The sequence below is a fragment of the Streptomyces sp. NPDC042102 genome, from assembly GCF_055582305.1.
In genome coordinates, this window is sequence record NZ_JBVJDL010000002.1 from 400,453 (window position 1) to 425,524 (window position 25,072).

At 72.1% G+C, this 25,072-nt stretch carries 19 protein-coding genes; 11 read left to right on the top strand and 8 right to left on the bottom strand.

The annotated features are described in order from the left end of the window. Positions 1-221: 221 nt before the first annotated feature. From ACZ6KO_RS09870 to ACZ6KO_RS09880, 3 genes are all read left to right on the top strand, one after another. Positions 222-1,937: a phosphatidylglycerol lysyltransferase domain-containing protein gene (locus tag ACZ6KO_RS09870; RefSeq protein ID WP_469303819.1), complete on the top strand. Its 1,716-nt coding sequence runs from the start codon at positions 222-224 to the stop codon at positions 1,935-1,937. Continuing rightward, a complete protein-coding gene (locus tag ACZ6KO_RS09875) occupies positions 1,934-2,677 on the top strand; it encodes a hypothetical protein (RefSeq protein WP_469302443.1) in 744 nt (247 codons plus the stop codon). The genes ACZ6KO_RS09870 and ACZ6KO_RS09875 overlap by 4 nt, the downstream gene beginning before the upstream one ends. A 107-nt stretch (positions 2,678-2,784) precedes the next feature. Then, the gene (locus tag ACZ6KO_RS09880; protein WP_469303821.1) at positions 2,785-3,951 is read left to right on the top strand and encodes a sensor histidine kinase; all 1,167 of its coding nucleotides are present in this window, start codon (positions 2,785-2,787) and stop codon (positions 3,949-3,951) included. Positions 3,952-3,970: 19 nt separating this feature from the next. Here the strand turns inward: ACZ6KO_RS09880 and ACZ6KO_RS09885 are convergent, their stop codons facing one another. The 5 genes from ACZ6KO_RS09885 to ACZ6KO_RS09905 all read right to left on the bottom strand — a co-directional run bounded on the left by ACZ6KO_RS09885 (position 3,971) and on the right by ACZ6KO_RS09905 (position 10,743). Continuing rightward, complete coding sequence (locus tag ACZ6KO_RS09885; protein ID WP_469302446.1) at positions 3,971-4,798, bottom strand: endo alpha-1,4 polygalactosaminidase; 828 nt, start codon at positions 4,796-4,798, stop codon at positions 3,971-3,973. Then, the gene (locus tag ACZ6KO_RS09890) at positions 4,795-5,457 is read right to left on the bottom strand and encodes a spherulation-specific family 4 protein (protein WP_469302449.1); all 663 of its coding nucleotides are present in this window, start codon (positions 5,455-5,457) and stop codon (positions 4,795-4,797) included. Before ACZ6KO_RS09890 ends, ACZ6KO_RS09885 begins: the two co-directional genes overlap by 4 nt. A gap of 10 nt (positions 5,458-5,467) precedes the next feature. After that, positions 5,468-7,069 (bottom strand): hypothetical protein, encoded by a 1,602-nt coding sequence (locus ACZ6KO_RS09895; protein WP_469302451.1) that lies wholly within the window; start codon positions 7,067-7,069, stop codon positions 5,468-5,470. Beyond that, positions 7,066-8,625, bottom strand: a complete 1,560-nt coding sequence (gene pelF / locus ACZ6KO_RS09900) for a GT4 family glycosyltransferase PelF (RefSeq protein WP_469302453.1) — start codon at positions 8,623-8,625, stop codon at positions 7,066-7,068. The genes ACZ6KO_RS09895 and pelF overlap by 4 nt, the downstream gene beginning before the upstream one ends. Before the next feature lie 90 nt (positions 8,626-8,715). Then, positions 8,716-10,743, bottom strand: a complete 2,028-nt coding sequence (locus ACZ6KO_RS09905; RefSeq protein ID WP_469302454.1) for a hypothetical protein — start codon at positions 10,741-10,743, stop codon at positions 8,716-8,718. A gap of 359 nt (positions 10,744-11,102) precedes the next feature. Here ACZ6KO_RS09905 and ACZ6KO_RS09910 point away from each other — a divergent pair, with 359 nt between their 5' ends. From ACZ6KO_RS09910 to ACZ6KO_RS09935, 6 genes are all read left to right on the top strand, one after another. Beyond that, a complete protein-coding gene (locus ACZ6KO_RS09910) occupies positions 11,103-12,635 on the top strand; it encodes a leucyl aminopeptidase (protein ID WP_469302456.1) in 1,533 nt (510 codons plus the stop codon). A gap of 336 nt (positions 12,636-12,971) precedes the next feature. Continuing rightward, positions 12,972-14,360, top strand: coding sequence for a dihydrolipoyl dehydrogenase (gene lpdA / locus ACZ6KO_RS09915; protein WP_401447966.1), 1,389 nt, complete (start codon positions 12,972-12,974; stop codon positions 14,358-14,360). Between the two features lie 53 nt (positions 14,361-14,413). Then, the gene (gene sucB / locus ACZ6KO_RS09920) at positions 14,414-16,213 is read left to right on the top strand and encodes a 2-oxoglutarate dehydrogenase, E2 component, dihydrolipoamide succinyltransferase (RefSeq protein ID WP_469302458.1); all 1,800 of its coding nucleotides are present in this window, start codon (positions 14,414-14,416) and stop codon (positions 16,211-16,213) included. 147 nt (positions 16,214-16,360) lie between these two features. Further along, a complete protein-coding gene (locus tag ACZ6KO_RS09925) occupies positions 16,361-16,984 on the top strand; it encodes a GntR family transcriptional regulator (RefSeq protein ID WP_401448297.1) in 624 nt (207 codons plus the stop codon). A gap of 221 nt (positions 16,985-17,205) precedes the next feature. Then, positions 17,206-19,887 carry a pyruvate dehydrogenase (acetyl-transferring), homodimeric type gene (gene aceE, locus ACZ6KO_RS09930; protein ID WP_469302460.1) on the top strand — a complete coding sequence of 894 codons (2,682 nt, stop codon included), beginning with the start codon at positions 17,206-17,208 and terminating at the stop codon, positions 19,885-19,887. 186 nt (positions 19,888-20,073) lie between these two features. After that, the gene (locus tag ACZ6KO_RS09935) at positions 20,074-20,595 is read left to right on the top strand and encodes a DUF4240 domain-containing protein (protein WP_469303824.1); all 522 of its coding nucleotides are present in this window, start codon (positions 20,074-20,076) and stop codon (positions 20,593-20,595) included. A 33-nt stretch (positions 20,596-20,628) separates the two neighbouring features. Here the strand turns inward: ACZ6KO_RS09935 and ACZ6KO_RS09940 are convergent, their stop codons facing one another. Beyond that, complete coding sequence (locus ACZ6KO_RS09940) at positions 20,629-21,399, bottom strand: SDR family NAD(P)-dependent oxidoreductase (protein ID WP_469302462.1); 771 nt, start codon at positions 21,397-21,399, stop codon at positions 20,629-20,631. Between the two features lie 87 nt (positions 21,400-21,486). Here ACZ6KO_RS09940 and ACZ6KO_RS09945 point away from each other — a divergent pair, with 87 nt between their 5' ends. Further along, positions 21,487-22,152, top strand: coding sequence for a TetR/AcrR family transcriptional regulator (locus ACZ6KO_RS09945; protein WP_469302464.1), 666 nt, complete (start codon positions 21,487-21,489; stop codon positions 22,150-22,152). 67 nt (positions 22,153-22,219) lie between these two features. On the opposite strand, the gene glnA is transcribed toward ACZ6KO_RS09945, so the two are convergent. Then, positions 22,220-23,629, bottom strand: coding sequence for a type I glutamate--ammonia ligase (gene glnA / locus ACZ6KO_RS09950; protein WP_401447978.1), 1,410 nt, complete (start codon positions 23,627-23,629; stop codon positions 22,220-22,222). Between the two features lie 184 nt (positions 23,630-23,813). Here glnA and ACZ6KO_RS09955 point away from each other — a divergent pair, with 184 nt between their 5' ends. After that, the gene (locus ACZ6KO_RS09955; RefSeq protein WP_469302468.1) at positions 23,814-24,281 is read left to right on the top strand and encodes an RDD family protein; all 468 of its coding nucleotides are present in this window, start codon (positions 23,814-23,816) and stop codon (positions 24,279-24,281) included. Between the two features lie 86 nt (positions 24,282-24,367). On the opposite strand, the gene ACZ6KO_RS09960 is transcribed toward ACZ6KO_RS09955, so the two are convergent. After that, positions 24,368-25,066: a DUF4191 domain-containing protein gene (locus ACZ6KO_RS09960; protein WP_469302471.1), complete on the bottom strand. Its 699-nt coding sequence runs from the start codon at positions 25,064-25,066 to the stop codon at positions 24,368-24,370. Between the last annotated feature and the right edge of the window lie 6 nt (positions 25,067-25,072).

Consider the following 25,072-nt stretch of genomic DNA (forward strand, 5'->3'; position numbering starts at 1 on the left):
CCTGTGGACTGCGATGACCCATATGATCGCTTTTCATGGGAGAGGTCCGTTTGGCCAGCGCAGAGACCGACCGCACGACCGACCGGACACCCCGGGCGGACGCGGGCGGCGCCACCAGAGGCAGCAGCAGCAACAGCAGCAGCACGGGGGACAACGGCAAGGGGGACGGCGCCGGACGGGGCGTCCGGTCGCGGCGCGCGGCCGCGTTCGCGGTCTGGTACCTGCGGGCGGTCACGTTCATCAACTTCCTGAGTGCGGTGTGGGTGTCGCTGGGGCAGGACCTGCGGGACCACAACACCGCCGACCTGTACACGCCGTACCTGCTGACGGCGGGCTTCGGCTCCGGCCTGTTCACCCTGCTGCTCGCCGTGACCATGGGCCGCCGCAAGCGGGCGGCCTGGATCCTGAACCTGGCGCTCAGCGGCCTGATGCTGGCGCTGCTGGTGGCGGCGTTCTGCCAGCCGGACTACCGGGAGATCCGCGCGCACGCCCAGAACTGGGTCTCGCTCGGCCTGACCGCCCTCTTCGTCGGCGCGCTGCTGCTGGGCCGCCGCGAGTTCTACGCCAAGGGCGACCGCTCCAACCCCAAGCTGGCCACCGCCGTCGCGGCCGTCGGCCTGCTGGTGACCTCGCTGGTCGCCGCCCTGCTGGTGGGCGCCACCAACAGCGCCCCGGCGCCCGAGGAGGCCTCCTTCCTGGCGCGCTGGCGCTACGGCGTGATGCGCCTGGTCACCCTGGCCACGGATGACACCGGCTACCACGGGATCGTCACCCCGCCGTGGGTGGACGTGTGCATCAACGTCATGTCGTTCCTGCTGCTCCTGGGGGTGCTGCTGGCCGCGTTCCGCTCGCGCCGCGCCGTGGACCCGCTGAGCGAGGAGGACGAGGAGCGGCTGCGGGCGCTGCTGGCCCGCCAGGGTGCCCGGGACTCGCTCGGCTACTTCGCGCTGCGCCGCGAGAAGAGCGTCATCTGGTCCCCCACCGGCAAGGCCGCCGTCACCTACCGGGTCGTGGGCGGTGTCTCGCTGGCCTCCGGCGACCCGATCGGCGACCCCGAGGCCTGGCCCGGCGCGATCGAGCCGTGGCTGGCCGAGGCCCGCGAGCACGGCTGGGTGCCCGCCGTGATGGGGGCGAGCGAGGAGGCCGGGCAGATCTACGCCCGGCACGGCCTGGACGCCCTGGAGCTGGGCGACGAGGCGATCGTGGAGACCGACGAGTTCACGCTGGAGGGGCGCGCCATGCGCACCGTCCGGCAGGCCTACAACCGGGTCAAGCGGGCCGGGTACGAGGTGCGGATCCGCCGGCACGCCGACATCCCGGCGGCCGAGATGGACGAGCTGCTGCGGCGCGCCGACGACTGGCGCGACGGGGCGACCGAGCGCGGCTTCTCGATGGCGCTGGGGCGGCTGGGCGACCCGGCCGACGGCCAGTGCGTGATGCTGGAGTGCACCGACGGCAACGGCGACCTGCGGGCCGTGCTGTCGTTCGTGCCGTGGGGCGCCAAGGGCCTGTCCCTGGATCTGATGCGCCGGGACCGGGACTCGGAGAACGGCCTGATGGAGTTCATGGTCATCGAACTCCTGGAGCGGTCGAAGGAGATCGGCGTCACCCAGGTGTCGCTGAACTTCGCCATGTTCCGGTCCGTCTTCGAGCGCGGCTCCCGGCTGGGCGCCGGCCCGGTGCTGCGGATGTGGCGTTCGCTGCTGAGCTTCTTCTCCCGGTGGTGGCAGATCGAGTCCCTCTACCGGGCCAACGCCAAATACCGGCCGATCTGGGAACCGCGGTTCATGCTCTTCGAGAAGAGCGCCGACCTGCTGCGGATCGGCATCGCGGCGGGCCGCGCGGAGGGCTTCCTCGAAGCGCCCGGGCTGCTGGGGGTCCCCCCGGACGGAGTCTGGGGGAGGCTGCACCGCAGACATCTGGAGAGCAAGCGTTGACGTCCTCGCCCGCCGTGCGGCGGTTCGCCCGCCGCGAATGGGGGCCGCTGTACCGGACCGTCCGGGACGCGCTGGCCACCAGGGCGTGGCGGGCGGTCCCGATGACGCTGGGCGCCGTCGCGCTGACCTCGGTCTTCCACATCGTGCAGCACCAGCGGCCGTGGGGCTTCCGGCTGGTGCAGGACCTGGGCTCGGTCCAGGCCGTCGACCCGTTCTGGCTGGCCCTGTTGCGCACGCCGCTGTCGCTGTTCGTGCCCGCCCTGGACCTGCCGGTCTGGGGAGCGCTCGCCCAGGTCCTGCTGGTGTTCGGGATCGCCGAGATCAGCATCGGCTGGTGGCGCACCCTGCTGGTCGGGTACGTCGCCACGCTCGCCGGTACGACGTACGCGCGGGCTGGGCTCGCGCTCGGCCCGGACCATCCGTTCGGCCTGCCGGTGTCGGACCGGATCGTCAACGACACCGGGCCGTCGGCCGCGGTGGTCGGGCTCGCGATGTACGTCTGCTGGCGCTACCGGGCGTACCTGACCGGGTTCCTGGTGGTCGCGGTGATGATCGTCGAGGTGCTGGTCAAGAACAACCTCGCGGGCAAGGAACACCTCGCCGCGATCGTCGCGGTCATGGCCGTGTGCGCGGCGCGGGCCGCGTGGGGACCCCGGCGCTCCCCGCGGCCCGTGGCCGACACGGGCCGGCCCCCGCCGCCGCCACCGCCACCGCCCGGGGAAGGCCTGCGCCGGGGCTGAGCGCGGGAGCTGAGCGCGGCGGCCGGCCCGTGTCGGGCGCGCGGGGCAGGCCGTACCGTATCCGGGTGACGACACACCTCGGGCGGCTCGCGCCCACCCGGAACTGGATGCGGGCGCATCCGCTGGGCACCGACGCCCTGCTCGCGGCCGGGGTGCTCGTCTGCATGATCGTCGGATCGTTCGCCGATCCGCACGGGCCGCACGGGCCGACCTTCGGGACCCGTACGCCGCACACGACGTCCCTGGTGCTGATGGTGCTCGGCGCGGCCGCGCTGGTCTTCCGGCGCCGCCGGCCGCTCGCCGTGCTGACCGCGACCGTGGCGCTGTCCCTGCTGGAGCTGGGCACCGGCGAGCCCCGGGCCCCGGTCGCCATGTGCACGGTGATCGCGCTGTACACGGTGGCCTCGCGCACCGACCGGCCCACGACCTGGCGGGTGGGCCTGCTCACCATGACCGTGCTGACCGGCGTGGCCATGCTGGCCGGGCCGCTGCCCTGGTACGCGCAGGAGAACCTGGGGATCTTCGCGTGGACCGGGATGGCGGCGGCGGCCGGGGACGCGGTGCGCAGCCGGCGGGCGTTCGTGGACGCCATCCGGGAGCGGGCCGAGCGGGCCGAGCGGACCCGGGAGGAGGAGGCCCGCCGCCGGGTCGCGGAGGAGCGGCTGCGGATCGCGCGCGATCTGCACGACGTGGTCGCCCACCACATCGCCCTGGTCAATGTGCAGGCCGGGGTGGCCTCGCACGTCATGGACAAGCGGCCGGACCAGGCCAAGGAGGCCCTGGCGCACGTACGGGAGGCCAGCCGGTCGGCGCTGAACGAACTGCGGGCGACGGTGGGGCTGCTGCGGCAGTCCGGCGACCCGGAGGCACCGACCGAGCCCGCGCCGGGGCTGGCCCGGCTCGACGAGCTGGTGGACACCTTCCGGCACGCCGGCCTGCCGGTGGACGTCGCGCTGAACGACTCCGGGGGACCGCTGCCGGCCGCCGTCGACCTGGCGGCGTACCGGGTCATCCAGGAGGCGCTGACCAACGTCCGCAAGCACGCCGGGCCGGGCGCCCGGGCGGAGGTCAGCGTGATCCGCGTGGGCCCCTCGGTCGAGGTCACCGTCCTGGACGACGGCGGCACGAGCGCGGACTCCTCCCCCGCCCCCGACGGGGGCGGCGGCCACGGCCTGCTGGGCATGCGCGAACGGGCGGGCGCCCTGGGCGGCTCCTGCTTCGCCGGTCCCCGCTACGGCGGCGGCTACCGGGTGCACGTGATCCTCCCCATGTAGCGGGGGGTCCGGCCGCTCCTCAGCACGGTCTGCGCCAGGCCCCCAGCTCGTACTTCTTCTCCAGCGAGCTGAGCCCGAGGCGGCGCGAGGTGGCGCAGAAGCGCTCCGTGCCCAGTTCGTACTCGACGTGGAAGACGGCCTTGCCCGCCGCGATGAACGGGGCGAGCTTGTCGCATTCGCCGTACTGGGCGCACTGTTCGTTGACCGCGAAGTCGAAGTCGCCCACCAGCTGCGGGATCTGGTCGAGGTCGTTCTTCAGGCCGACGGCCAGGCCTCGGTCGTGGGCGAGGCGGGCGATGAGCCGGTTGTAGCGCAGCTGGTCGTCGGCGCTCACGGGGAAGCCGGTGTTGTTGCGGTAGGCGTCCATGTTGTCGGGTTCGACGGCGTCGAAGCCCTTGTCCCGGCACATGTCCAGGCGCGCGGCCATCAGCGGCTCCAGCAGGTCGGTGCGCCGGATGTCGAGCCAGCGTTCGCCCTTCCAGCCGTTGCTCCGGCCGAGCAGCTCCTCGGGGAAGGCGTCCGCGTCCGGGCGGAAGTCCTCCCAGGCGCCGGTGGACAGGTAGCAGATGACGTCGCGGCCGGCCGCCTTCAGCTTCGCGACCTGTGCCCGGGTGGTGGTGAAGCCGTCCACGTCGTACACCGGCACCTTGACGGACAGGTCGAGCGGGCCGGAGAGCTGCCACTGCCAGGCGGTCCCCGGTCTGGGCTGCCAGCGCTCCCCCGGGGCCCGCGGGGAGGGGGTGGGTCCGGTCGGGTCGTCCCCCTCGCCGGGCCCGGCCGTGCACGCGGCGAGCAGGAGCAGGAGCACGGGCAGCAGCAGGAACGGGGCGGTGCGTGACCGTTTCATCGGGTGTCCTCCAGGGCGTACGGCAGGGTGCCCCACGGGTGCGCCCCGCCCCCGGGCACCGCGCAGTGCACGCCCGCCCGCCGCTCGGTGGCCAGCTCGGCGGCCGGGGCGCCGGGCGGGACGGCGTACACGAGGTGGCAGAACCGGTGGGCCGGGTACCCGGCGGTCCACGACGGAGCGGTGCCCGCCTCACGGTACGCGTCCCAGGGCCCCTCGAAGGTGACCAGCAGGTCGGCGATCTCGGCGTACCCGGGATGCGGGTGCGTCCCGGGGTTGAGGACCAGCGTGCCCGCTCCGGCGGCCCGCGCGGCGACGGCCAGCCGCCGGTAGTGGGGCAGCAGTTCGGGGCCGGCGGCCGTCTGGTCGAGGAAGGCGCCGTCGGTGCCGTACCAGTCGCGGTGGGACAGCAGGTCCCGGACGACCGACGCGTGCGGGCGCCGCCCGTAGTCGGTGTCGGCGTACCCGAGGACGGGCACGCCCGCGTCGCGCAGCCGCGCCGCGACGGCGGCGAACCGCTCGTCGCGCGCGGCCCCGGGTCCGCTGTCGGGGTTCAGCACGACCGAGTGCAGCCGCCCGGCGGAGCGGATCAGCGTCTCCCAGGCGTCGGGGCGGTCGGCGGGGTGCTCGTACAGGGGCACCAGCAGCATGGGTTCTCTCATGATCGGCGGGTCATCGGTGGGCGGTCGCCCGCCCGAGGAGGACGACGACGGTCCCGGCCAGCAGGACGGCCGCCGAGCCCGCCACGGCGAGCTGGACCATGCGGGGCCCGGCGAGGTCGAGCAGCAGCGCGAGGCTCTGGGCGACGGCGGCCCCGGCGCACACGGCCGCCGCGATCCGTACGGCGCCGAAGGACTGCAGGAGCAGCCCGGTCCACATCACCGCGCCGAGCAGCAGCAGCGCGGCGACGCGGACGCCGGTCAGGGACGGGGCTCCGGGCCACAGCAGGGTGCCGACGATGCCGAGGCAGAGCACCACCAGCAGGTAGGCGGACAGGCAGCGCAGCAGGGTGAGCAGCATCCGGCCCCAGAAGGCGCGCGGCGACCGCGCGGCCCGCAGCCCGGCCAGGCTGCCGCTGCGGAAGCGGTGCAGCAGCCATTCGGCGGGCCCCATGCTCAGGGTGAGCGCCACGGCGGACGGCGCCGCCACCGCCTCGGCGGGCCCGCCCGCGAGGACTTCGCCGAGCGCCGCGTACAGCACGAGCAGCCCGGTGCCGAGTCCGAAGACGCCGAACGGCACCGAGTCGGCGAGCCGGGGCCCGCACGGCGCGAACTCGTCCTCGGCGCCGCGCAGGGTCCGCCAGCGGACGGTGCCCTTCCTGGTGCCGCGGTCCTGGGGCCGGCGCAGTCGGCGCAGCCTGCGGGCCGCGCCCCGCAGGCCCGCGGCCAGGGGCAGTTCGCGTAAGCCCAGGGCGCACGCGGCGAGCAGGGACAGCGCGAGAAGCGCCTGCCGCACCGGGATCGGCAGGTCGACGCGCAGGGTGAGCAGGGCGCCGGCGGCCATGGGGGCGAGCGCGCACAGCAGCAGCCGTTCCCGGCCGAGCACCAGCAGGACGGTGGCGGCCCCGACGTACAGGGCCTGGCCCGCGGCGAAGGCGTAGGAGAAGGCGGGCCCGCCGGGTACGGCGAGCGCCGCGCCGATGCCCAGGAGGGCGCCGACGGGTGCGCCGACGAGCAGGGTCCGCCCGGCGGCGGCCCGGTCGCCCAGCCCCAGCCAGGAGTACGCCCGGTGGGACAGCGTCTGGTCCCAGACCCAGCCGATGAGCGCCCCGGCGAGCAGGGTGAGCGTGCCGGCGGGCAGCCCGAGCCGGTCGGGCGGCCCCTCCAGCAGGGGCGCGCCCAGCAGGTACGCGAGCCCGGGGAGCGCGAAGATCACGCCGCGCAGCAGGCAGGCGGTGAGCGGGACCCGCCACGGGTCGGGGGCCTCGGCGGGTTCGGGGAAGGCGCGCGGCACCCGGGCGTAGAGGTCCTCGGCCAGCCCGAAGGAGTCGGGCCGGCCGTAGGCCAGCCGGATGTGCTCGTCCGTCATGCCGTCGGACTCCAGGACGGCGGCGATCTCGTCGGGGTGGACGGCGGCCGCGACCAGCGTGTCCAGGCGGCCGGCCAGTTCCTCCATGGGGTCGGCGGCCGCCGGGCCCTCGCGGCGGCGGCGCGGGACGGCGGGCAGGGTGCCGCCGCCCCCGTCGGGGCCGGGCGGGGCGCCGGGGAACCGGCGGGCCGGGAGGCCCGCCGGTCCGGGCGCGCCGGCCGGTTTCAGCCAGAGGGAGCCGCTCACCACACGCTCCCGTCCGCCGCCAGTTCGCGGTACCAGGGATCGGCCGGCCAGTGCGCCCAGTCGGCGCCCGCGCGGACGGGCAGCACGGCCCGGTCGGTGTGCTGCTGGTGGGCCAGGCCCCGGTAGATGTGGCGGAAGCCGTCCACGGACTGGTGCAGGGTGAACTTCTCCACCACCCGGCGGCGGGCGAGCCGGCCCAGTTCGGCGCGGCGCACGGGGTCGCGCAGCAGGGCGAGGGTGGCGCGGGCCATCGTCTCCGGTTCGCGCGGCGGTACCACCAGGCCGGTGTCACCGACGGCCTCGCGGACCCCGCCGACGTCCGTGGAGACGGTGGTGCGGCCGCAGGACATGGCCTCGATGATGCTGAAGGGGAAGCCCTCGCTGATGCTGGAGAGCATCACGACGCTGCCCGCCGCGTACGCCCGGGCGACGTCGTCGATCCGGCCCTCGTACGTGACCCCGTCCGTGACGCCGAGGTCGGCGGCGAGCAGCTCCAGGCGCCGCCGGTACTCCTCGCAGCCGGCCGGGACCGGGCCGAACAGCCGCAGCCGCAGCGCGGGCAGTTCGGCGCGCATGAACGCGTAGGCGCGCAGGAGGGTTTCGAGGTCCTTGATGGGGTCGATCCGGCCGCACCAGCTCAGCGTGGGGATCTCCGGTTCGGGACCGGCCGCGGGAAAGGCGTGCGGGTCGACGCCGTTGTAGACGGTGCGGATCCGGTCGGCGGGGGCGCCCCCGCGCTCCTCCCAGCGGCGGTTGTACTGGTTGCACGGGGTGATCAGGTCGGCCTGCCGGTAGCCCTCGGAGTTGAGCTCCCGGTAGAAGCCGAGCAGCAGGGCCTTGACCGGCCAGCGGTGGGCGGCGGTGCGGTAGCCGAGGTAGCGCTCGCGCAGGTAGATGCCGTGCTCGGTGAGCAGGAACGGCACCCCGTCGAGGGACTTGGCGGCCAGCGCGGGCAGAGTGGCCAGGCCGCTGCTGACGGCGTGGGCGACGGAGTCGGGCGGGATGCGCACGGCCAGTGGGCGCAGCGCGTGTTCGAGCAGGTCGGTGGCGGTCAGCGCGTCGTGGACGGTGGGCGCGGCGGCCGCGGTGACCAGACCCGGGCGGGTCCATACGGCCATCAGCTGGCGGAGCACCGATTCGGAGCGCAGGGTGGCGGCGAGCCGGCCGGCCCGGGCGAGCCGGGCGAGTTCGCGCAGGGCCTCGGATAACCCGCCGTGCACGGGGGCGTCCCCGGCGGTGGCCGGCGGGGCGAGGAGGGCGAGGAGTAACTGCTCGTAGGTCTCGGCGAAGCGGCGGTGGGCCCTGCCGCGCAGGGCGGCCCGGCGGGCCCGGCCGCGGCCGGGCGGTGGTCCCCACAGCGGGACCGCGGTGTGCCGGTAGACGTTGCGGGGCAGTTCCCAGGTGACCGGCTCCCGGCCGGAGCCGGTCAGGGCTATGACGTTGAAATCGACCTCGGGCATCCCCCGGACGAGCTGGTCGCACCAGGTGCTGACGCCTCCGTGGACGTGCGGATAGGTGCCTTCGGTGAGCATGGTGACATGACGCCCATGGCTCATGCGTGTGTGTCCCCCCAGGACGGATAAGGGCCGGCGCCCACCGGATCGGTGGCGCGCCGGACTCGAGGTACTGCGTTCCCGCGGTCGCTGTCAGAGCAGCTTGAGGACGAGGGCGCTCTGGAGCAGCTCGGGCGCGGCCCAGGCGGAGCGCGCGCCGGCGTACGGGGAGCCGTACACCGCGGTGCCGAGCAGCATCTGCTTGCGGGTGCCCTCCGGCGCGGTAACCGGGGCGAGCACTCCGGAGGGCGCCTTGACGGTGACGTCCTTGCCGATCCGGTAGGCGGTGACCTTGCCGTCGGCCAGTGCCTTGTTCCAGGCGGCACGGCGCTGGAGCTCGGTGCCGGTGTCCTTCTGGCTCTGGTTCACGATCGGGGTGCTGGCGGCGTACAGGCCGCGGTAGGTGCCGAGGACCTCGTCGAGCACGGGGTAGAGGGTGCGGTCCTCGGCGAGGTTGGACTGGTGGACGTAGTGCGGGCGCGGGTCGTTGGCCAGCACGTGCCGCAGGGCGGTGCGGGCCTCCTGCGGGACGATGTGCGTCAGGTAGCCGGTGCTGACGTCGAGCGGGGCCGGCAGGCAGGTGGAGGTCCCGGGGTTGTCCTCGCAGACGCCGCTGCCGCCGTGCGCCCGGCTGGTGTAGATCCAGTTGTACTCGTCGGCCATCTCGGCGTTGGTGCCCGTGTTGTAGTACACGTTCATCGGGTGCCGGGGGACGGTCAGGGCGGAGCCGACGGGGCGCTGCGCGGGTTCGCGGGAGTTGTCGCTCGCGATCCACTTGACGCCGTTGTCGGCGAGCGCGGCCGCGAGGTTGGGGTTGTCCTGGTTCTGCTGCGGCAGGGTCTTCAGGCCCGAGTGCTCGCCGGTGACCAGTTCGGTGCGGTCCAGGGAGATGCCGCGGGCGGCCGCCCAGTTGTTGTTGTCGCGGATCTGGGCGGCGATGTCGGCGCGGCTCATCCACTGGACGGCGCCCTGGGCGTTCTTGGTGCAGGACCAGGGCACGGTGGCGACGTTCTGCACACAGCCCAGGAAGGGGTGGGTGTAGGTGTGGTTGATCCAGCGGTACTTGGCGCGGTCGGCGAGCAGCTGGGCGGTCATCGCGTCGGTGCCGCCGTTCTCGGCCTTCCACTCCTCTCCGGCGCCCCCGTTGAAGACCATGTCGAGCTTGAAGTTCTTCTGCTGCTGCCACTGGGCCGCGTACACGGCGTCGGCGGCCGTCATGCGGATGGTGCTCTCCTTGCCCTCGCCGCCCGCGCAGGCGTAGTCGCCGGGCGTGCAGTTGAGCTCCTTGTTCCAGCGGGCGTCGGGCGCGAACACGTCGTCGACGTGGACGGCGAAGTAGTTGCGGCTCTGGCCGAGGTGGACGCCCTGGGTGAGCCACTCGACGATGCCGCGGGCCAGCAGCCGGAACTGCCGCTGGTGCTGGTTGTAGCCGAAGGTGATGACGAGTTCGCGGCGGCCGTCGTGGGCGTACTCGCCGACCAGCGAGGCGCGGCCGCCGGCGGCGGGCGCGTCGACGTAGCTGGTGTAGCCGGTGCGCGGCTTGCCCAGGAAGCCGTAGCTCTCCTGGATCAGGGGCGAGTTGTCCTCGAAGGCGACCTGCCCGGCGAGGTAGCCGAACGGGCCGCTGGTGCCGGCGGCGGTGACGGCCGCCTGCGCGCCGTCGAGCGGGCCGCTGTAGCCGCCGTTGTCGGTGTACTCCAGGCCCACGCCCGGGTGCGCCCAGGTGTAGGCGTCGACCTGGGGGATCCCGTACGCCGTCTCGTACGCGACCAGGGCGGCCATCTCGGCGCTGCCCGCGCCGAAAGGATTCTCGTTGGGCAGCACGACGCCCTGGTACTTGGCGCGCGGCCGGCCGTCGACGGTGTCGGCGAGGAACGCCGCGTCGATGACCGGGCGGCCGCTCTCCCCCAGCGCGACCCGGGTGTACGGGACTCCGGTGTCCTTCAGTTCCGCGGTGATGGCGTCGACCGAGCTGCCGCCGTCGTCGACGACGAGCACCCTGAGGTCGACGCGCGGTGTCGCGGCGGCCGCCGAGGCGGTCGCGCCGGGCAGCGCCACGGACATCAGGGCGGCCACCGCGCACGCGGCGGCGACCCTGTTCATCCTGTTCTTCCTGACCATGCCGGCCTTTCCCCCCGCAGGCATCCCTGGACACGGCCCCAGGCGGTCGGCCGGGCCGGAGAGGCTCTGTGGAAATCATGCAAAGGAACCCCGCGTCCCCTTGCGAGAGTGGGCCCGAGTCTCGCGGACCTCGTCAGGTCGGCGAGGCAAACCCGGAACACAGTCCACAGATGGGTGAATCTGGACGGTTCGGGATCGAACACCTTGCCAAACTCTGGAGTGACGTACGGTCGAGTGCGGGCGCGTACGCTCTTTCCGGCGGCCGCCGGGCCGGAACTACGATCGCTGCACGGGACGGCCGGCGACCCCGAGCCGACCGCAGCTCCACATCACACATACGGAAGCGAGACTTCACCACCGTGACTGCTCTGACTCTCAGCACTGCCGGCGCTGCGACGCTGCGCGCCGACGCCCTCGTGGTCGGTGTGGCGAAGGGCCCCAAGGGTCCCGTCGTCGCGGCCGGCGCCGAGGCCGTGGACGAGGCGTTCGACGGCAAGCTGGCCGCCGTGCTCGACGCCCTGGGTGCCTCGGGCGCCGACGGCGAGGTCACCAAGCTGCCCGCGCCGGCCGGCCTGAAGGTCCCGGTCGTGCTGGCGGTCGGGCTCGGCTCCGTACCGGAGAAGGACGAGTCCTACGACGAGGAGGCGCTGCGCCGTGCCGCCGGTGCGGCCGCGCGGGCGCTGACCGGCACCAAGAAGGCCGCGTTCGCGCTGCCGCTGGAGGACGCCTCCGCCGTCACCGCGGTCGCCGAGGGCGCGCTGCTGGGCGCGTACGCCTTCACCGCGTACATGGGCGGCGAGAAGAACGGCAAGGGCAAGGACGCCGGCCCGAAGCAGCCGCTGGCCGAGGTGGCCCTGCTGGGCGCCAAGCCGCGCGACAAGGACCACAAGGCCGCCGCGGAGCGCGCGAAGGTCGTCGCCGCCGAGGTGAACATCGCCCGCGACCTGATCAACACCCCGCCGAACGACCTCACCCCCGAGGCCTTCGCCGCCGTCGCCCAGACGACCGGCAAGGAGAACGGGATCAAGGTCCAGGTGCTGGACGAGAAGGCGCTCGTCAAGGGCGGCTTCGGCGGCATCATGGGCGTCGGCAAGGGCTCCGAGAACCTGCCGCGCCTGGTGAAGCTGTCCTACACCCACGCCAAGGCGGAGAAGCACCTCGCCTTCGTCGGCAAGGGCATCACCTACGACTCGGGCGGCATCTCCCTGAAGCCGGCCGGCCACAACGAGACGATGAAGTGCGACATGTCCGGCGCCGCCGCCGTGTTCGCCGCCGTCGTCGCGGTGGCCAAGCTGGGCCTGGAGGTCAACGTCACCGGCTGGCTGGCGCTCGCGGAGAACATGCCGTCGGGCTCGGCCACCCGCCCCGGCGACGTGCTGCGCATGTACAGCGGCAAGACCGTCGAGGTCCTCAACACCGACGCCGAGGGCCGCCTGGTCCTGGCGGACGCGCTGACCAAGGCCTCCGAGGAGAACCCGGACGCGATCGTCGACGTCGCGACCCTGACCGGCGCGATGGTGCTGGCCCTGGGCAACCGCACCTTCGGGATCATGGCCAACGACGACGCGTTCCGCACGTCGATCCACGAGATCGCCGAGGAGGTCGGCGAGGCCTCCTGGCCGATGCCGCTCCCCGCCGACCTGCGCAAGGGCATGGACTCCCCGACCGCCGACATCGCCAACATGGGCGAGCGCATGGGCGGCGGCCTGGTGGCCGGCCTCTTCCTCCAGGAGTTCGTGGGCGAGGGCATCACCTGGGCGCACCTGGACATCGCGGGCCCGGCCTTCCACGAGGGCGCCCCGTACGGCTACACGCCCAAGGGCGGCACCGGCTCCGCCGTGCGCACCCTGGTGCGGCTGGCCGAGCGCACGGCCACGGGCGACCTCGGCTGACGCACGCTCCGCATCCCGCGGCGGCCCCGCCGCTGTGGTACGGATAACACGCGGCCCCGGACCTGCCTGGTCCGGGGCCGTTTCGTGTGGCGTGTCCATGGTCACGTGTTCACTCTCGACGAAATCCGTACGTTTCTACGCTCGGGTAACCCCTACTTCGGGCAGAACGACCTGCCACACCTCGGGCCCGGCGTCCCGCGTTCCCCCGACAAATGCGAAGATGGGTTCTCGGCAGGACAGGGCCCCCACCACAGGGCCGAAAAAAAGCGGCCGATTACCAGCCGCCGCCCGGTCACAGAGGACCGGTGCCCGGCGCACATGCATGGAGGACGTGACGTGGCGAACGACGCCAGCACCGTTTTCGACCTAGTGATCCTCGGCGGTGGCAGTGGCGGTTACGCCGCGGCGCTGCGCGCTTCCCAGCTGGGTCTGGACGTTGCCCTGATCGAGAAGAACAAGCTCGGTGGCACCTGCCTGCACAACGGCTGCATCCCCACGAAGGCTCTGCTGCACGCGGGCGAGGTCGCGGACCAGGCCCGCGAAGCCGCCCAGTTCGGCGTGAAGACCTCCTTCGAGGGCATCGACATCGCCGGTGTCCACAAGTACAAGGACGAGGTCATCGCCGGCCTGTACAAGGGTCTGCAGGGCCTGGTCGCCTCCCGCAAGGTGACCTACATCGAGGGTGAGGGCCGCCTCTCCTCCCCGACCTCCGTCGACGTCAACGGCCAGCGCATCCAGGGCCGCCACGTCCTGCTGGCGACCGGCTCCGTGCCGAAGTCGCTGCCGGGCCTGGAGATCGACGGCAACCGCATCATCTCCTCGGACCACGCGCTGGTCCTGGACCGCGTGCCCGAGTCCGCCATCGTCCTGGGCGGCGGCGTCATCGGCGTCGAGTTCGCCTCGGCGTGGAAGTCCTTCGGCTCCGACATCACCGTGATCGAGGGCCTCAAGCACCTCGTCCCGGTCGAGGACGAGAACAGCTCCAAGCTGCTGGAGCGCGCGTTCCGCAAGCGCGGCATCAAGTTCAACCTCGGCACCTTCTTCGACAAGGCCGAGTACACCGAGAACGGCGTCCGCGTCACGCTGGCCGACGGCAAGACCTTCGAGGCCGAGGTGCTGCTGGTCGCCGTCGGCCGCGGCCCGGTCTCGCAGGGCCTGGGCTACGAGGAGCAGGGCGTCGCGATGGACCGCGGCTACGTCCTGGTCGACGAGTACATGCAGACCAACGTGCCGACCATCTCGGCCGTCGGTGACCTCGTCCCCACCCTCCAGCTCGCGCACGTCGGCTTCGCCGAGGGCATCCTGGTGGCCGAGCGCCTGGCCGGTCTCAAGACCGTCCCGATCGACTACGACGGTGTGCCGCGGGTGACGTACTGCCACCCCGAGGTCGCCTCCGTCGGTATCACCGAGGCCAAGGCCAAGGAGATCTACGGCGCGGACAAGGTCGTCGCGCTCAAGTACAACCTGGCCGGCAACGGCAAGAGCAAGATCCTCAAGACCGCGGGCGAGATCAAGCTCGTCCAGGTCAAGGACGGTGCCGTCGTCGGCGTCCACATGGTCGGTGACCGGATGGGCGAGCAGGTCGGCGAGGCCCAGCTGATCTACAACTGGGAGGCCCTGCCGGCCGAGGTCGCGCAGCTCATCCACGCGCACCCGACCCAGAACGAGGCGATGGGCGAGGCCCACCTGGCCCTCGCCGGCAAGCCGCTGCACTCCCACGACTAGCAGTCACGGGCGCGACGACCACTTCCGCAATTCCGTTAGGAGCAACTGAAACCATGGCGGTTTCCGTAACCCTTCCGGCGCTCGGCGAGAGCGTCACCGAGGGCACTGTCACCCGCTGGCTGAAGGCCGAGGGCGAGCGCGTCGAGGCCGACGAGCCGCTGCTCGAGGTGTCGACCGACAAGGTCGACACCGAGATCCCCTCCCCTGTGTCCGGCATTCTGGCGTCCATCAAGGTCGCCGAGGACGAGACGGTCGAGGTCGGCGCCGAGCTGGCCGTCATCGACGACGGCACCGGTGCCCCGGTCGCCGCTCCGGCCCCGGCCGCCGAGCCGGTCGTGGCCGAGGCTCCGGCCGCCGCCCCGGCCCCGGTCGCCGCCGCCCCGGCCCCGGTCGCCGCCGCCCCGGCTCCGGTCGCCGAGGCCCCCGCGGCCGCTCCGGCCGCCGCCGCTCCGGCCGCCGGCACCGACGTCGTGCTGCCCGCCCTGGGCGAGTCCGTCACCGAGGGCACCGTCACCCGCTGGCTGAAGTCGGTCGGCGAGACGGTCGAGGCCGACGAGCCGCTGCTCGAGGTCTCCACCGACAAGGTCGACACCGAGATCCCGTCGCCGGTCTCCGGCACGCTGCTGGAGATCCTGGTCGGCGAGGACGAGACCGCCGAGGTCGGCGCGCGTCTGGCGGTCGTCGGTGCCGCCGGTGCCGCCCCCGCGGCCGCCCCGGCCCCCGCCGCCCCGGCTCCGGTCGCCGCTCCGGCTCCGGTCGCCCCGGCTGCCCCGGTCGCCGCTCCGGCTCCGGTCGCCCCGGCCGCTCCGGTCGCCGCCCCGGCTCCGGTCGTGGCCGCGCCCGCCGCCGCCGCTCCGGCCCCGGCTCCGGTCGCCGCTCCGGCCCCCGTGGCCGCCCCGGCCCCGGTCAGCCCGGCCGTCACCGGCGACGAGGGTGCGTACGTGACCCCGCTGGTGCGCAAGCTGGCCTCGGAGTCCGGCGTGAACCTGGCGCAGGTGCAGGGCACCGGCGTCGGTGGCCGGATCCGCAAGCAGGACGTCCTGGCCGCCGCCGAGGCCGCCAAGGCCGCCGCTGCCGCCCCGGTCGCCGCTGCCGCCCCGGCCGCCAAGGCTCCGGCCGCCGCGGTCTCGGAGCTGCGCGGCCAGACCGTCAAGATGACCCGCATGCGCAAGGTCATCGGCGACAACATGATGAAGGCGCTGCACTCGCAGGCGCAGCTCAGCTCCGTGGTCGAGGTGGACGTCACCAAGATCATGAAGCTGCGGGAGAAGGCCAAGGCGTCGTTCCTGGCCCGCGAGGGCGTCAAGCTCTCCCCGATGCCGTTCTTCGTCAAGGCCGCCGCCCAGGCGCTGAAGGCCCACGCGGTCGTCAACGCCCGGATCAACGACGACGAGGGCACCATCACCTACTTCGACTCGGAGAACATCGGCATCGCCGTGGACTCCGAGAAGGGCCTGATGACCCCGGTCATCAAGGGTGCCGGTGACCTCAACCTGGCCGGTATCTCCAAGGCGACCGCCGACCTGGCCGCCAAGGTCCGTGGCAACAAGATCACGCCGGACGAGCTGTCGGGCGCGACCTTCACCATCAGCAACACCGGCTCGCGCGGTGCGCTGTTCGACACGGTCATCGTGCCGCCGAACCAGGTCGCCATCCTGGGCATCGGTGCCACGGTCAAGCGCCCGGTGGTCATGGAGACCCCCGAGGGCACCGTCATCGGCGCCCGCGACATGACGTACCTGACCCTGTCGTACGACCACCGTCTGGTCGACGGCGCGGACGCCGCCCGCTACCTGAGCGCCGTCAAGGCGATCCTGGAAGCCGGCGAGTTCGAGGTCGAGCTCGGCCTGTAAGGGCTGTTGCGGGGCCTGCCTGTAACCAGCCTCACCGTCGGCGCCCCCGTCCGGGATACTCCCGGGCGGGGGCGCCGCCGTATTGTCTACGCATCAGTACTCTCATCCCGGCCCCTGCGCGACCCTCCAGGAGATGACGTCCCGATGATCACCCCACCCGTGGTGCACTCGCTCCGCGAGCAGATCCGCGAGCACATCGTGGAGGGCATCGTCAGCGGGCGCTGGAAGCCCGGTGAGCGCATCGTGGAGCGGCGGATCGCGGTGGAGCTGGAAGTCAGCCAGACGCCCGTGCGCGAGGCGCTGCGCGAGCTGGAGACGCTGCGGCTGATCGAGTCGGCGCCGAACAAGGGCGTACGGGTGCGCAACCTGACGGCGGCGGACCTGGAGGAGATCTACCCGGTCCGGGCCGGCCTGGAGCAGATCGCCGCCGAGCTGGCCGCCCCGCGCCTCGCGCTGGACTGCTCGAAGCTGGAACCGCACGTGGCGGCGCTGTGGGAGGCCGACCGCAGCGAGGACGGCACGGCGCAGGTACGGCACACGGTCGGGTTCCACCGGGAGATGGTGCGGGCCGCGGGCAACAGCGTGCTGCTGCACACCTGGGAGAGCCTGGGCATCGAGGTGTTCACGGCGCTGTCGATCCGCTGGCTGGGGACGGTCCAGAAGTCGTACGCGGAGGAGCACGAGGCGCTGGTGCAGGCGTTCCGGAACCAGGATCCGGAGATCGGGCTGCTCGTGAAGCGGCATGTGCTCGGCTGCGCGCCGCGCGCCTGACCGGGACCGTTTGTACCGTTTTGCCCGGCACTGCGTGCCTCTCGACACGGCACGCAGTGCCTACTTTTGGCTTTCGGCCATTTTTTCGACACTTTTCTTTGATCGATCATCGATCAGGGACTTACAGTCGTCGGCGGACCCCATCGGGTCCGTCGACCCTGTCCTGCCCGTCAGGGTTCCTTCTTCACCCCCCTCCTTAGTCCGGAAGGCGGCGCACACCGATGTCCGACCCCGTAGGAAAGCTTCCGAGCGAGCTCGACCAGCTCCCGGACCGCGACACCGAGGAGACCGCCGAATGGGCGCAGTCCCTCGACGCCGTCGCCAAGGCCGCCGGTACGCGCCGCGCCGAGTACCTGCTGCGTCGTACGCTCCACCACGCCGAGGCCGCCGGGCTCGCCCTGCCGAAGCTGCTGGAGACGGACTACGTCAACACCATCCCCACCTCCGCCGAGCCCGAGTTCCCGGGTGACGAGGAGATGGAGGCCCGGATCACCGCGTGGAACCGCTGGAACGCGGCCGCGATGGTGACCCGTGGCTCCAAGTACGGCGTCGGCGGCCACATCGCCACCTTCGCCTCGGCGGCCTGGCTCTACGAGACCGGCTTCCAGCACTTCTTCCGGGGCAAGGAGGCCGACGGGTCGGGCGACCAGCTCTACATCCAGGGCCACGCCTCCCCCGGCATCTACGCCCGCGCCTTCCTCGACGGGCGCATCTCCGAGCAGCAGCTGGACAACTTCCGCCAGGAGTCCGGCGGCAACGGCCTGCCCTCGTACCCGCACCCGCGGCGGCTGCCCTGGCTGTGGGAGTTCCCCACGGTCTCCATGGGCCTGGGCCCGCTCTCGGCGATCTACCAGGCGCGGTTCAACCGCTACCTGCAGAACCGGAACATCAAGGACACCGCCAACTCGCACGTCTGGGCCTTCCTGGGCGACGGCGAGATGGACGAGCCCGAGTCGACGGCCGCCCTCGCCCTCGCCTCCCGCGAGCGGCTCGACAACCTGACGTTCGTCATCAACTGCAACCTGCAGCGCCTCGACGGCCCGGTCCGCGCGAACTTCCGCGTGGTCCAGGAGCTGGAGGCCCAGTTCCGCGGGGCCGGCTGGAACGTCATCAAGTCGCTGTGGGGCTCCGCCTGGGACGAGCTGTTCCAGCTCGACACCACCGGCGCGCTGGTCCGCCGCCTGCGCGAGGTCCCGGACGCGCAGTTCCAGACGTACGCCACCCGCGACGTGGCCTACATCCGCGAGCACTTCTTCGGCGCCAACGCCGAGCTGGTGCAGCTGGCCGCCGTGCTGTCCGACGCGAAGATCGCGGAGTGCTTCCACTCCTCCCGCGGCGGCCACGAGCCCCGCAAGGTCTACGCCGCGTACAAGGCCGCCCTCGAGCACAAGGGTGCGCCGACGGTCATCCTGGCGCAGACGGTCAAGGGCTACACGCTGGGTGCCGGGTTCGAGTCGAAGAACGCGAACCACCAGATGAAGAAGCTGACGATCGACGAGTTCAAGAGCATGCGCGACAAGCTCGGACTCCCGATCCCGGACAGCGCCTTCGCCGACGGTGTCGTGCCCTACGGCCACCCGGGCGCCGACAGCCCCGAGGTCCGGTACCTGAACGAGCGCCGCGCGGCCCTCGGCGGCCCCGCCCCGGCCCGCAAGGTCCACCACGTGGCCCTGCCGGCCCCGGCCGACCGCTCCTTCGCCCCGCTGATCAAGGGCTCCGGCAAGCAGGAGATGGCCACCACCATGGCCTTCGTCCGGCTCGTCAAGGACCTGATGCGGGACAAGGAGACCGGCAAGCGCTGGGTGCCGATCGTCCCCGACGAGGCCCGTACCTTCGGTATGGAGTCCCTCTTCCCGTCGGCCGGCATCTACTCGCCGCTGGGCCAGACGTACGAGCCGGTCGACCGCGACCAGCTCATGTACTACAAGGAAGCCAAGGACGGCCAGATCCTCAACGAGGGGATCACCGAGGCCGGCGCCATGGCCGACTTCATCGCCGCCTGCACGTCGTACGCGACGCACGGCGAGCCGATGATCCCCTTCTACATCTTCTACTCGATGTTCGGCTGGCAGCGCACCGCCGACCAGATGTGGCAGCTCGCCGACCAGCTCGGCAAGGGCTTCATCGTCGGCGCCACGGCCGGCCGCACCACGCTGACCGGTGAGGGCCTGCAGCACGCGGACGGCCACTCGCACCTGATCGCGTCCACGAACCCGGCGTCGCTGAACTACGACCCGGCCTTCGCGTACGAGATCGCGGTGATCGTCAAGGACGGTCTGCGCCGCATGTACGGCGAGAAGCCCGAAGACGTCTTCTACTACCTGACGGTCTACAACGAGCCGAAGGTGCAGCCGGCCATGCCGGAGGGCGTGGAGGAGGGCATCCTCAAGGGCCTCTACCGCTTCAACGAGGCCTCCTCGCTGGAGAACGCCCCGGCGGCGGACGCCCCGAAGATCCAGCTGATGGCCTCGGGTACGGCGATCCACTGGATCCTGGAGGCGCAGGCGCTGCTGGCCGCCGACTGGAACGTGGCCGCCGACGTGTGGTCCGCGACCTCGTGGGGCGAGCTGCGCCGCGACGCGCTGGAGTGCGACGAGGCCCTGCTGCGCGGCGAGGACCGCACGCCGTACGTCACGCGCGTCCTGGACGGCGCCCCCGGCCCGGTGCTGGCGGTGTCCGACTGGATGCGCCAGGTGCCGGACCAGATCAGCCAGTGGGTGCCGCAGGACTACACCTCGCTGGGCACGGACGGCTTCGGCCTCTCCGACACCCGCGAGGGCGCCCGCCGCCACTTCGGCGTCGACGCCCAGTCCATCGTGGTCGCCGCCCTGGCCCAGCTCGCCCGCCGCGGCGAGGTCCCGGCCTCGGCGGTCAAGGAGGCCCGGGAGCGCTACGGCCTGTAGGCCGTCCGTACGCACCACCGACGCCCGTGAGGCGGCCCACCCCCGACGGGGGCGGGCCGCCTCGCGGCGTTTCGGGCGGCCTCAGGCCGTTTCGTGCGGCCTGGGCCGAACGGGGGGCCGTGCACCGGCCTTTGGCCGTATGAGCAGTGGCGGCGCGCACGCGCACCCCTGATGCTGGATCCCGTGATGGACGAGACGGAGTTCTGGGAGATCGTGGACCGCACCCGCGAGGCCGCCGAGGGCGACCCCGAGGAGCATGCCGACCTGCTCGTCGAGCGCCTGGCACAGCTCGATCCGGACTCCGTCCTGGACTTCGCCCGGCACTTCGAGGCGCGGTTCAACCGGGCGTACACCTGGGACCTGTGGGGCGCGGCGTACGTCCTGTTCAACGGGGCGAGCGATGACGCGTTCGACTACTTCCGCTGCTGGCTCATCGGCCAGGGGCGGGAGGTCTTCGAGGGCGGGGTGCACGATCCGGACGCGCTGGCCGAGCTGCTGGCCGAGTTCGACGAGGAGATCGACGGGGACGGCGAGGATCTGGGGTACGCCGCGGACGAGGCGTACGAGCAGCTGACCGGCTCGGTGGCGCCGGACCTGGGCATCCCGCTCCAGGCGGCCGAGCCGGAGGGCGCTCCGGTGGACTTCGAGAGCGAAGCCGCACTGGCGGAGCGCTACCCCCGGCTGTGGGAACGTTTCCGCGCGGCCTGAGCGCGCGGCCCCCGGGGCGTGGGCCGACGGGGCCTAGTAGTGGGTACCACCGTCGATACGGATCTCCGTACCGGTGATGAACGCGCCGTCCTCGGAGCCCAGCATCGCGACGACGCCCGCCACGGTCTGCGGGCCGGCGAAGCCCTGGCCGATGGCCGGGGCGAGCTTGGTGAACAGGCTCCAGTCGGTGTCCTCGGGCAGACCGGGGCCGGTGCCGGTGGTCATGCCGCTCTCGATCGAGCCGGGGGCGACGCAGACGACGCGCAGGCCCTGCTTGCTGTACTCGGCGGCGAGCGCGTGGCTCATCGACTGGATGCCGCCCTTGCTGGCCGCGTACGCGGACATGTAGGGGTGCGCGAAGGACGCCGAGGTGGAGCTGAAGTTGACGATGACCGGACGGTCACCCTCCAGCAGCGCCGGTATCGCCTCGCGGACCATCAGGAACGTGCCGGTCAGGTTGACCGAGATGATCTTGTTCCAGAAGTCCAGCGTGGTCTTGTGGGTGTGCTCCGAGCGCAGGATCCCGGCGGCGTTGACGAGGACGTCGAGCCCGCCGAGGGTCGCGACGGCGGCGGCGACGCCCTCCTGGACGGCGCTCTCGTCGGCGATGTCGAGGACCGCGGTGGTCAGGCGCTCCGCGACGCCGTCGGCGGCGGCGCGGTCGGCGGTGGCCTTGAGCCCGGCCTCGTCGACGTCCACCGTGTGGACCCGGCCGCCCTCGGCGAGGATGCGGTGGACGGTGGCCTGGCCGATGCCGGAGCCGCCGCCGGTGATGAGGACGCGACGTCCTTCGTAACGGTTCATGAGCCGAGCGTACCGAGCGGATGACACAGATTGCCACCCTGTCAATAAACGCAATTCGCTCTGCCTACCGAAAGGTACGCTGCGGTGGTGAAATCCCCTCGTCCGTACTCCCCCCAGAACGGTCCCCGCGCCCAGTCGCTGACCGAGCGGCGCAAGGCCGCGACCCAGCTCGACATCGCCCGCGCCGCCTGCGAGCTCTTCGCCGAGCACGGCCCCGACGGCACCACCGCCGAGGACATCGCCCACCGCGCGGGCGTGGCGCTGCGTACGTTCTACCGCTACTTCCGCAACAAGCAGGAGGCCGTGGCCCCGCTCCTGGCCGGCGGCGGCGACGAGTGGCGCGACCTGCTCGCCGAGGAGGAGCCCGGCACCCCGCTCGCCGAGGCCCTCGAACGCGCGGTCACCCGCTCCCTGACCGGCCCGGTGGCCGTCTCCGAGGGCCTGAACTGGACCCGTGGCCTGCTGCGCGCCTCCGAGGCCGACCCGGCCCTGCGCGCCGTCTGGTACCGCGTCAACCAGGACTCCGAGGAGCGCCTGGTCCCGGTGATCGCCCGGCTGGTCGGCCCCGGGGCCGACCCCCTGGCCGTCCGCCTCCTGGCGGCGGCGGCCACGGACGCGATCCGCGTCTCCCTGGAGGTCTGGTCCACGACGGACGCCCCGCCCCAGGGCCCGGGCTCCCCGTCGGAACTGGCGGTCCACGCCCTGCGGGAACTGACCCGCGGCATGACCCTCCTCGGCGGCGGGGACGCCTGACGACGCCGTACGACACGAAGGCCCCGCCGCTCTCCAGGGAGAGCGGCGGGGCCTTTCAGCGTGCGGCTTAGAGGTCGAAGTACAGCTCGAACTCGTGCGGGTGCGGGCGGAGCTGGATCGGGGCGATCTCGTGGGTCCGCTTGTAGTCGATCCACGTCTCGATCAGGTCGGACGTGAAGACGCCGCCGGCCTGGAGGTACTCGTTGTCGTTCTCCAGGGCCTGGAGGACCGACTCGAGGTTGGTCGGGACCTGCGGGACGCCCGCGTGCTCCTCGGGGGCCAGCTCGTAGAGGTCCTTGTCGATCGGCTCCATCGGCTCGATCTTGTTCTTGACGCCGTCGAGGCCCGCGAGGAGCAGGGCCGAGAAGGCCAGGTACGGGTTCGAGGACGGGTCCGGGGCGCGGAACTCGACGCGCTTGGCCTTCGGGTTCGAGCCCGTGATCGGGATGCGCATGGCCGCGGAGCGGTTGCGCTGCGAGTAGACCAGGTTGACCGGGGCCTCGAAGCCGGGGACCAGGCGGTGGTACGAGTTCACCGTCGGGTTGGTGAAGGCCAGCAGCGACGGGGCGTGCTTGAGGATGCCGCCGATGTAGTAGCGGGCGGTGTCCGACAGGCCCGCGTAGCCCGCCTCGTCGTAGAAGAGCGGGTCGCCGCCCTGCCACAGGGACTGGTGGACGTGCATGCCCGAGCCGTTGTCACCGAAGATCGGCTTCGGCATGAAGGTCGCGGTCTTGCCGTTGCGCCAGGCGACGTTCTTCACGATGTACTTGAAGAGCATCAGGTCGTCGGCCGCGGCCAGCAGCGTGTTGAACTTGTAGTTGATCTCGGCCTGGCCGCCGGTGCCGACCTCGTGGTGCTGGCGCTCGACCTGGAGGCCCTGGGCGTCGAGCTCCAGGGAGATCTCCGCGCGCAGGTCGGCGAAGTGGTCGACCGGGGCGACCGGGAAGTAGCCGCCCTTGTAGCGGACCTTGTAGCCGCGGTTGTTCTCCTCGGAGCCGGTGTTCCAGGCGCCGGCCTCGGAGTCGATGTGGTAGAAGCCCTCGTTCGCGGAGGTCGCGAAGCGCACGCTGTCGAACACGTAGAACTCGGCCTCGGGGCCGAAGTACGCGGTGTCGGCGATGCCGGTGGAGGCGAGGTACGCCTCGGCCTTCTTCGCGATGTTGCGCGGGTCGCGGCTGTACGCCTCACCCGTGATCGGGTCGTGGATGAAGAAGTTGACGTTCAGCGTCTTGTCGCGGCGGAACGGGTCCAGACGGGCGGTCGACAGGTCGGCGCGCAGCGCCATGTCCGACTCGTGGATCGCCTGGAAGCCGCGGATCGAGGAGCCGTCGAAGGCCAGCTCCTCGGACGGGTCGAACGCCTTCGCCGGGATGGTGAAGTGCTGCATCACACCCGGGAGGTCGCAGAACCGGACATCAACGAACTTGATGTCGTTGTCCGCGATGTACTTCTTCGCGTCGTCGGCGTTCTGGAACATCCAACTCCTCCTACTCCCGACCCCGGGGGAGGGTCGGGCTTATAGCCCGTGGTGCGTCAGTGCGGTGCCGCACGCTGACCCGACCATAAGCAGACGGGATTTCTCAAGCATGACCCATTTGTTTCGCACAAGTTAACCGGATCCCCGCGGAGGTGCTCTGGAGCGCCACAGGTACCGTGGTCGAGTGGACAACAGGGAAGCAATCGGATCGTGGCTCTCCGGCCCCCGCGCGGCGGTCGAGCAGATGGGCGTCGACTTGGGCTACCCGGGCCAGCGCCTCGGGCTGCCCCAGGCGGGACCCGGCTCCGCGGCCCGTTTCGGCCGCCGGCTGGGCGGTGTGGCCATCGACTGGCTGGGCTGCCAGCTGATCGCATTCGGCCTCATCACCGACCGTGACTGGGTCGCCGCCGGAAACTGGGCGCTGCCCCTGTTCCTCGCCCTGGTCCTGCTGACCGTCGGCACCGTGGGCTTCACCCCCGGCAAGCGGATCGTCGGGCTCCGGGTGATCGCGGAGGACGGTGGCCGGCTCGGCTTCTTCCGCGCCCTGCTGCGGACGGTGCTGCTCGCCCTGGTGATCCCGGCCCTGGTCTGGGACCGCGACGGCCGCGGCCTGCACGACCGGCTGGCCCGCGCCGTCCAGGTCCGGATCTGATTCCGGGCAACGGCGGACGAACGGCAGACGAACAAAAGCGCCCCGGAGCCATGCTCCGGGGCGCCCCCGTTTCGTATACGAGATGCTCAGCGCATCTTTCCGCCGCGCGGCATCCGCATGCCCTTGGGCATCGGGCCCTTCGGCAGCGGCATGTTGCTCATGAGGTCGCCCATGGCCCGCAGCTTGTCGTTGATCTGGGTGACCTGGGGGCCGGCCAGCACGCGCGGGAGCTTGAGCAGCGTCGTGCGCACCTTCTTGAGCGGCACCTCGCCCTCGCCGGTGCCGACGATGATGTCGTGGACCGGGACGTCCGGCATGATCCGGGCCATCTTCTTCTTCTCGGCCGCGAGCAGGATCTTCACCCGGTTCGGGTTGCCCTCGGCGACCAGCACGACGCCGGCCCTGCCGACCGCGCGGTGGACGATGTCCTGGTTGCGGTTCATCGCCACGGCCGGGGTCGTGGTCCAGCCACGGCCCACGTTGTCCAGTACGGCCGCGGCAGCGCCCGGCTGGCCCTCCATCTGCCCGAAGGCAGCCTGCTCGGCCCGGCGCCCGAAGACGATCGCCATCGCGAGGAACGCCACCAGGAAGCCCAGGATGCCCAGGTAGACCGGGTGGTCGATCAGGAAGCCGATCGCAAGGAAGACACCGAAGGTGACGATTCCCACGCCCGCGACGATGAGACCGACCTTGGGATCGGCCTTACGGGTCATCTTGTACGTCAGGGCGATCTGCTTCAGTCGCCCGGGGTTCGCAGCAGTGTCTGCGTTTGACTTCCTCGCCATGTAGCG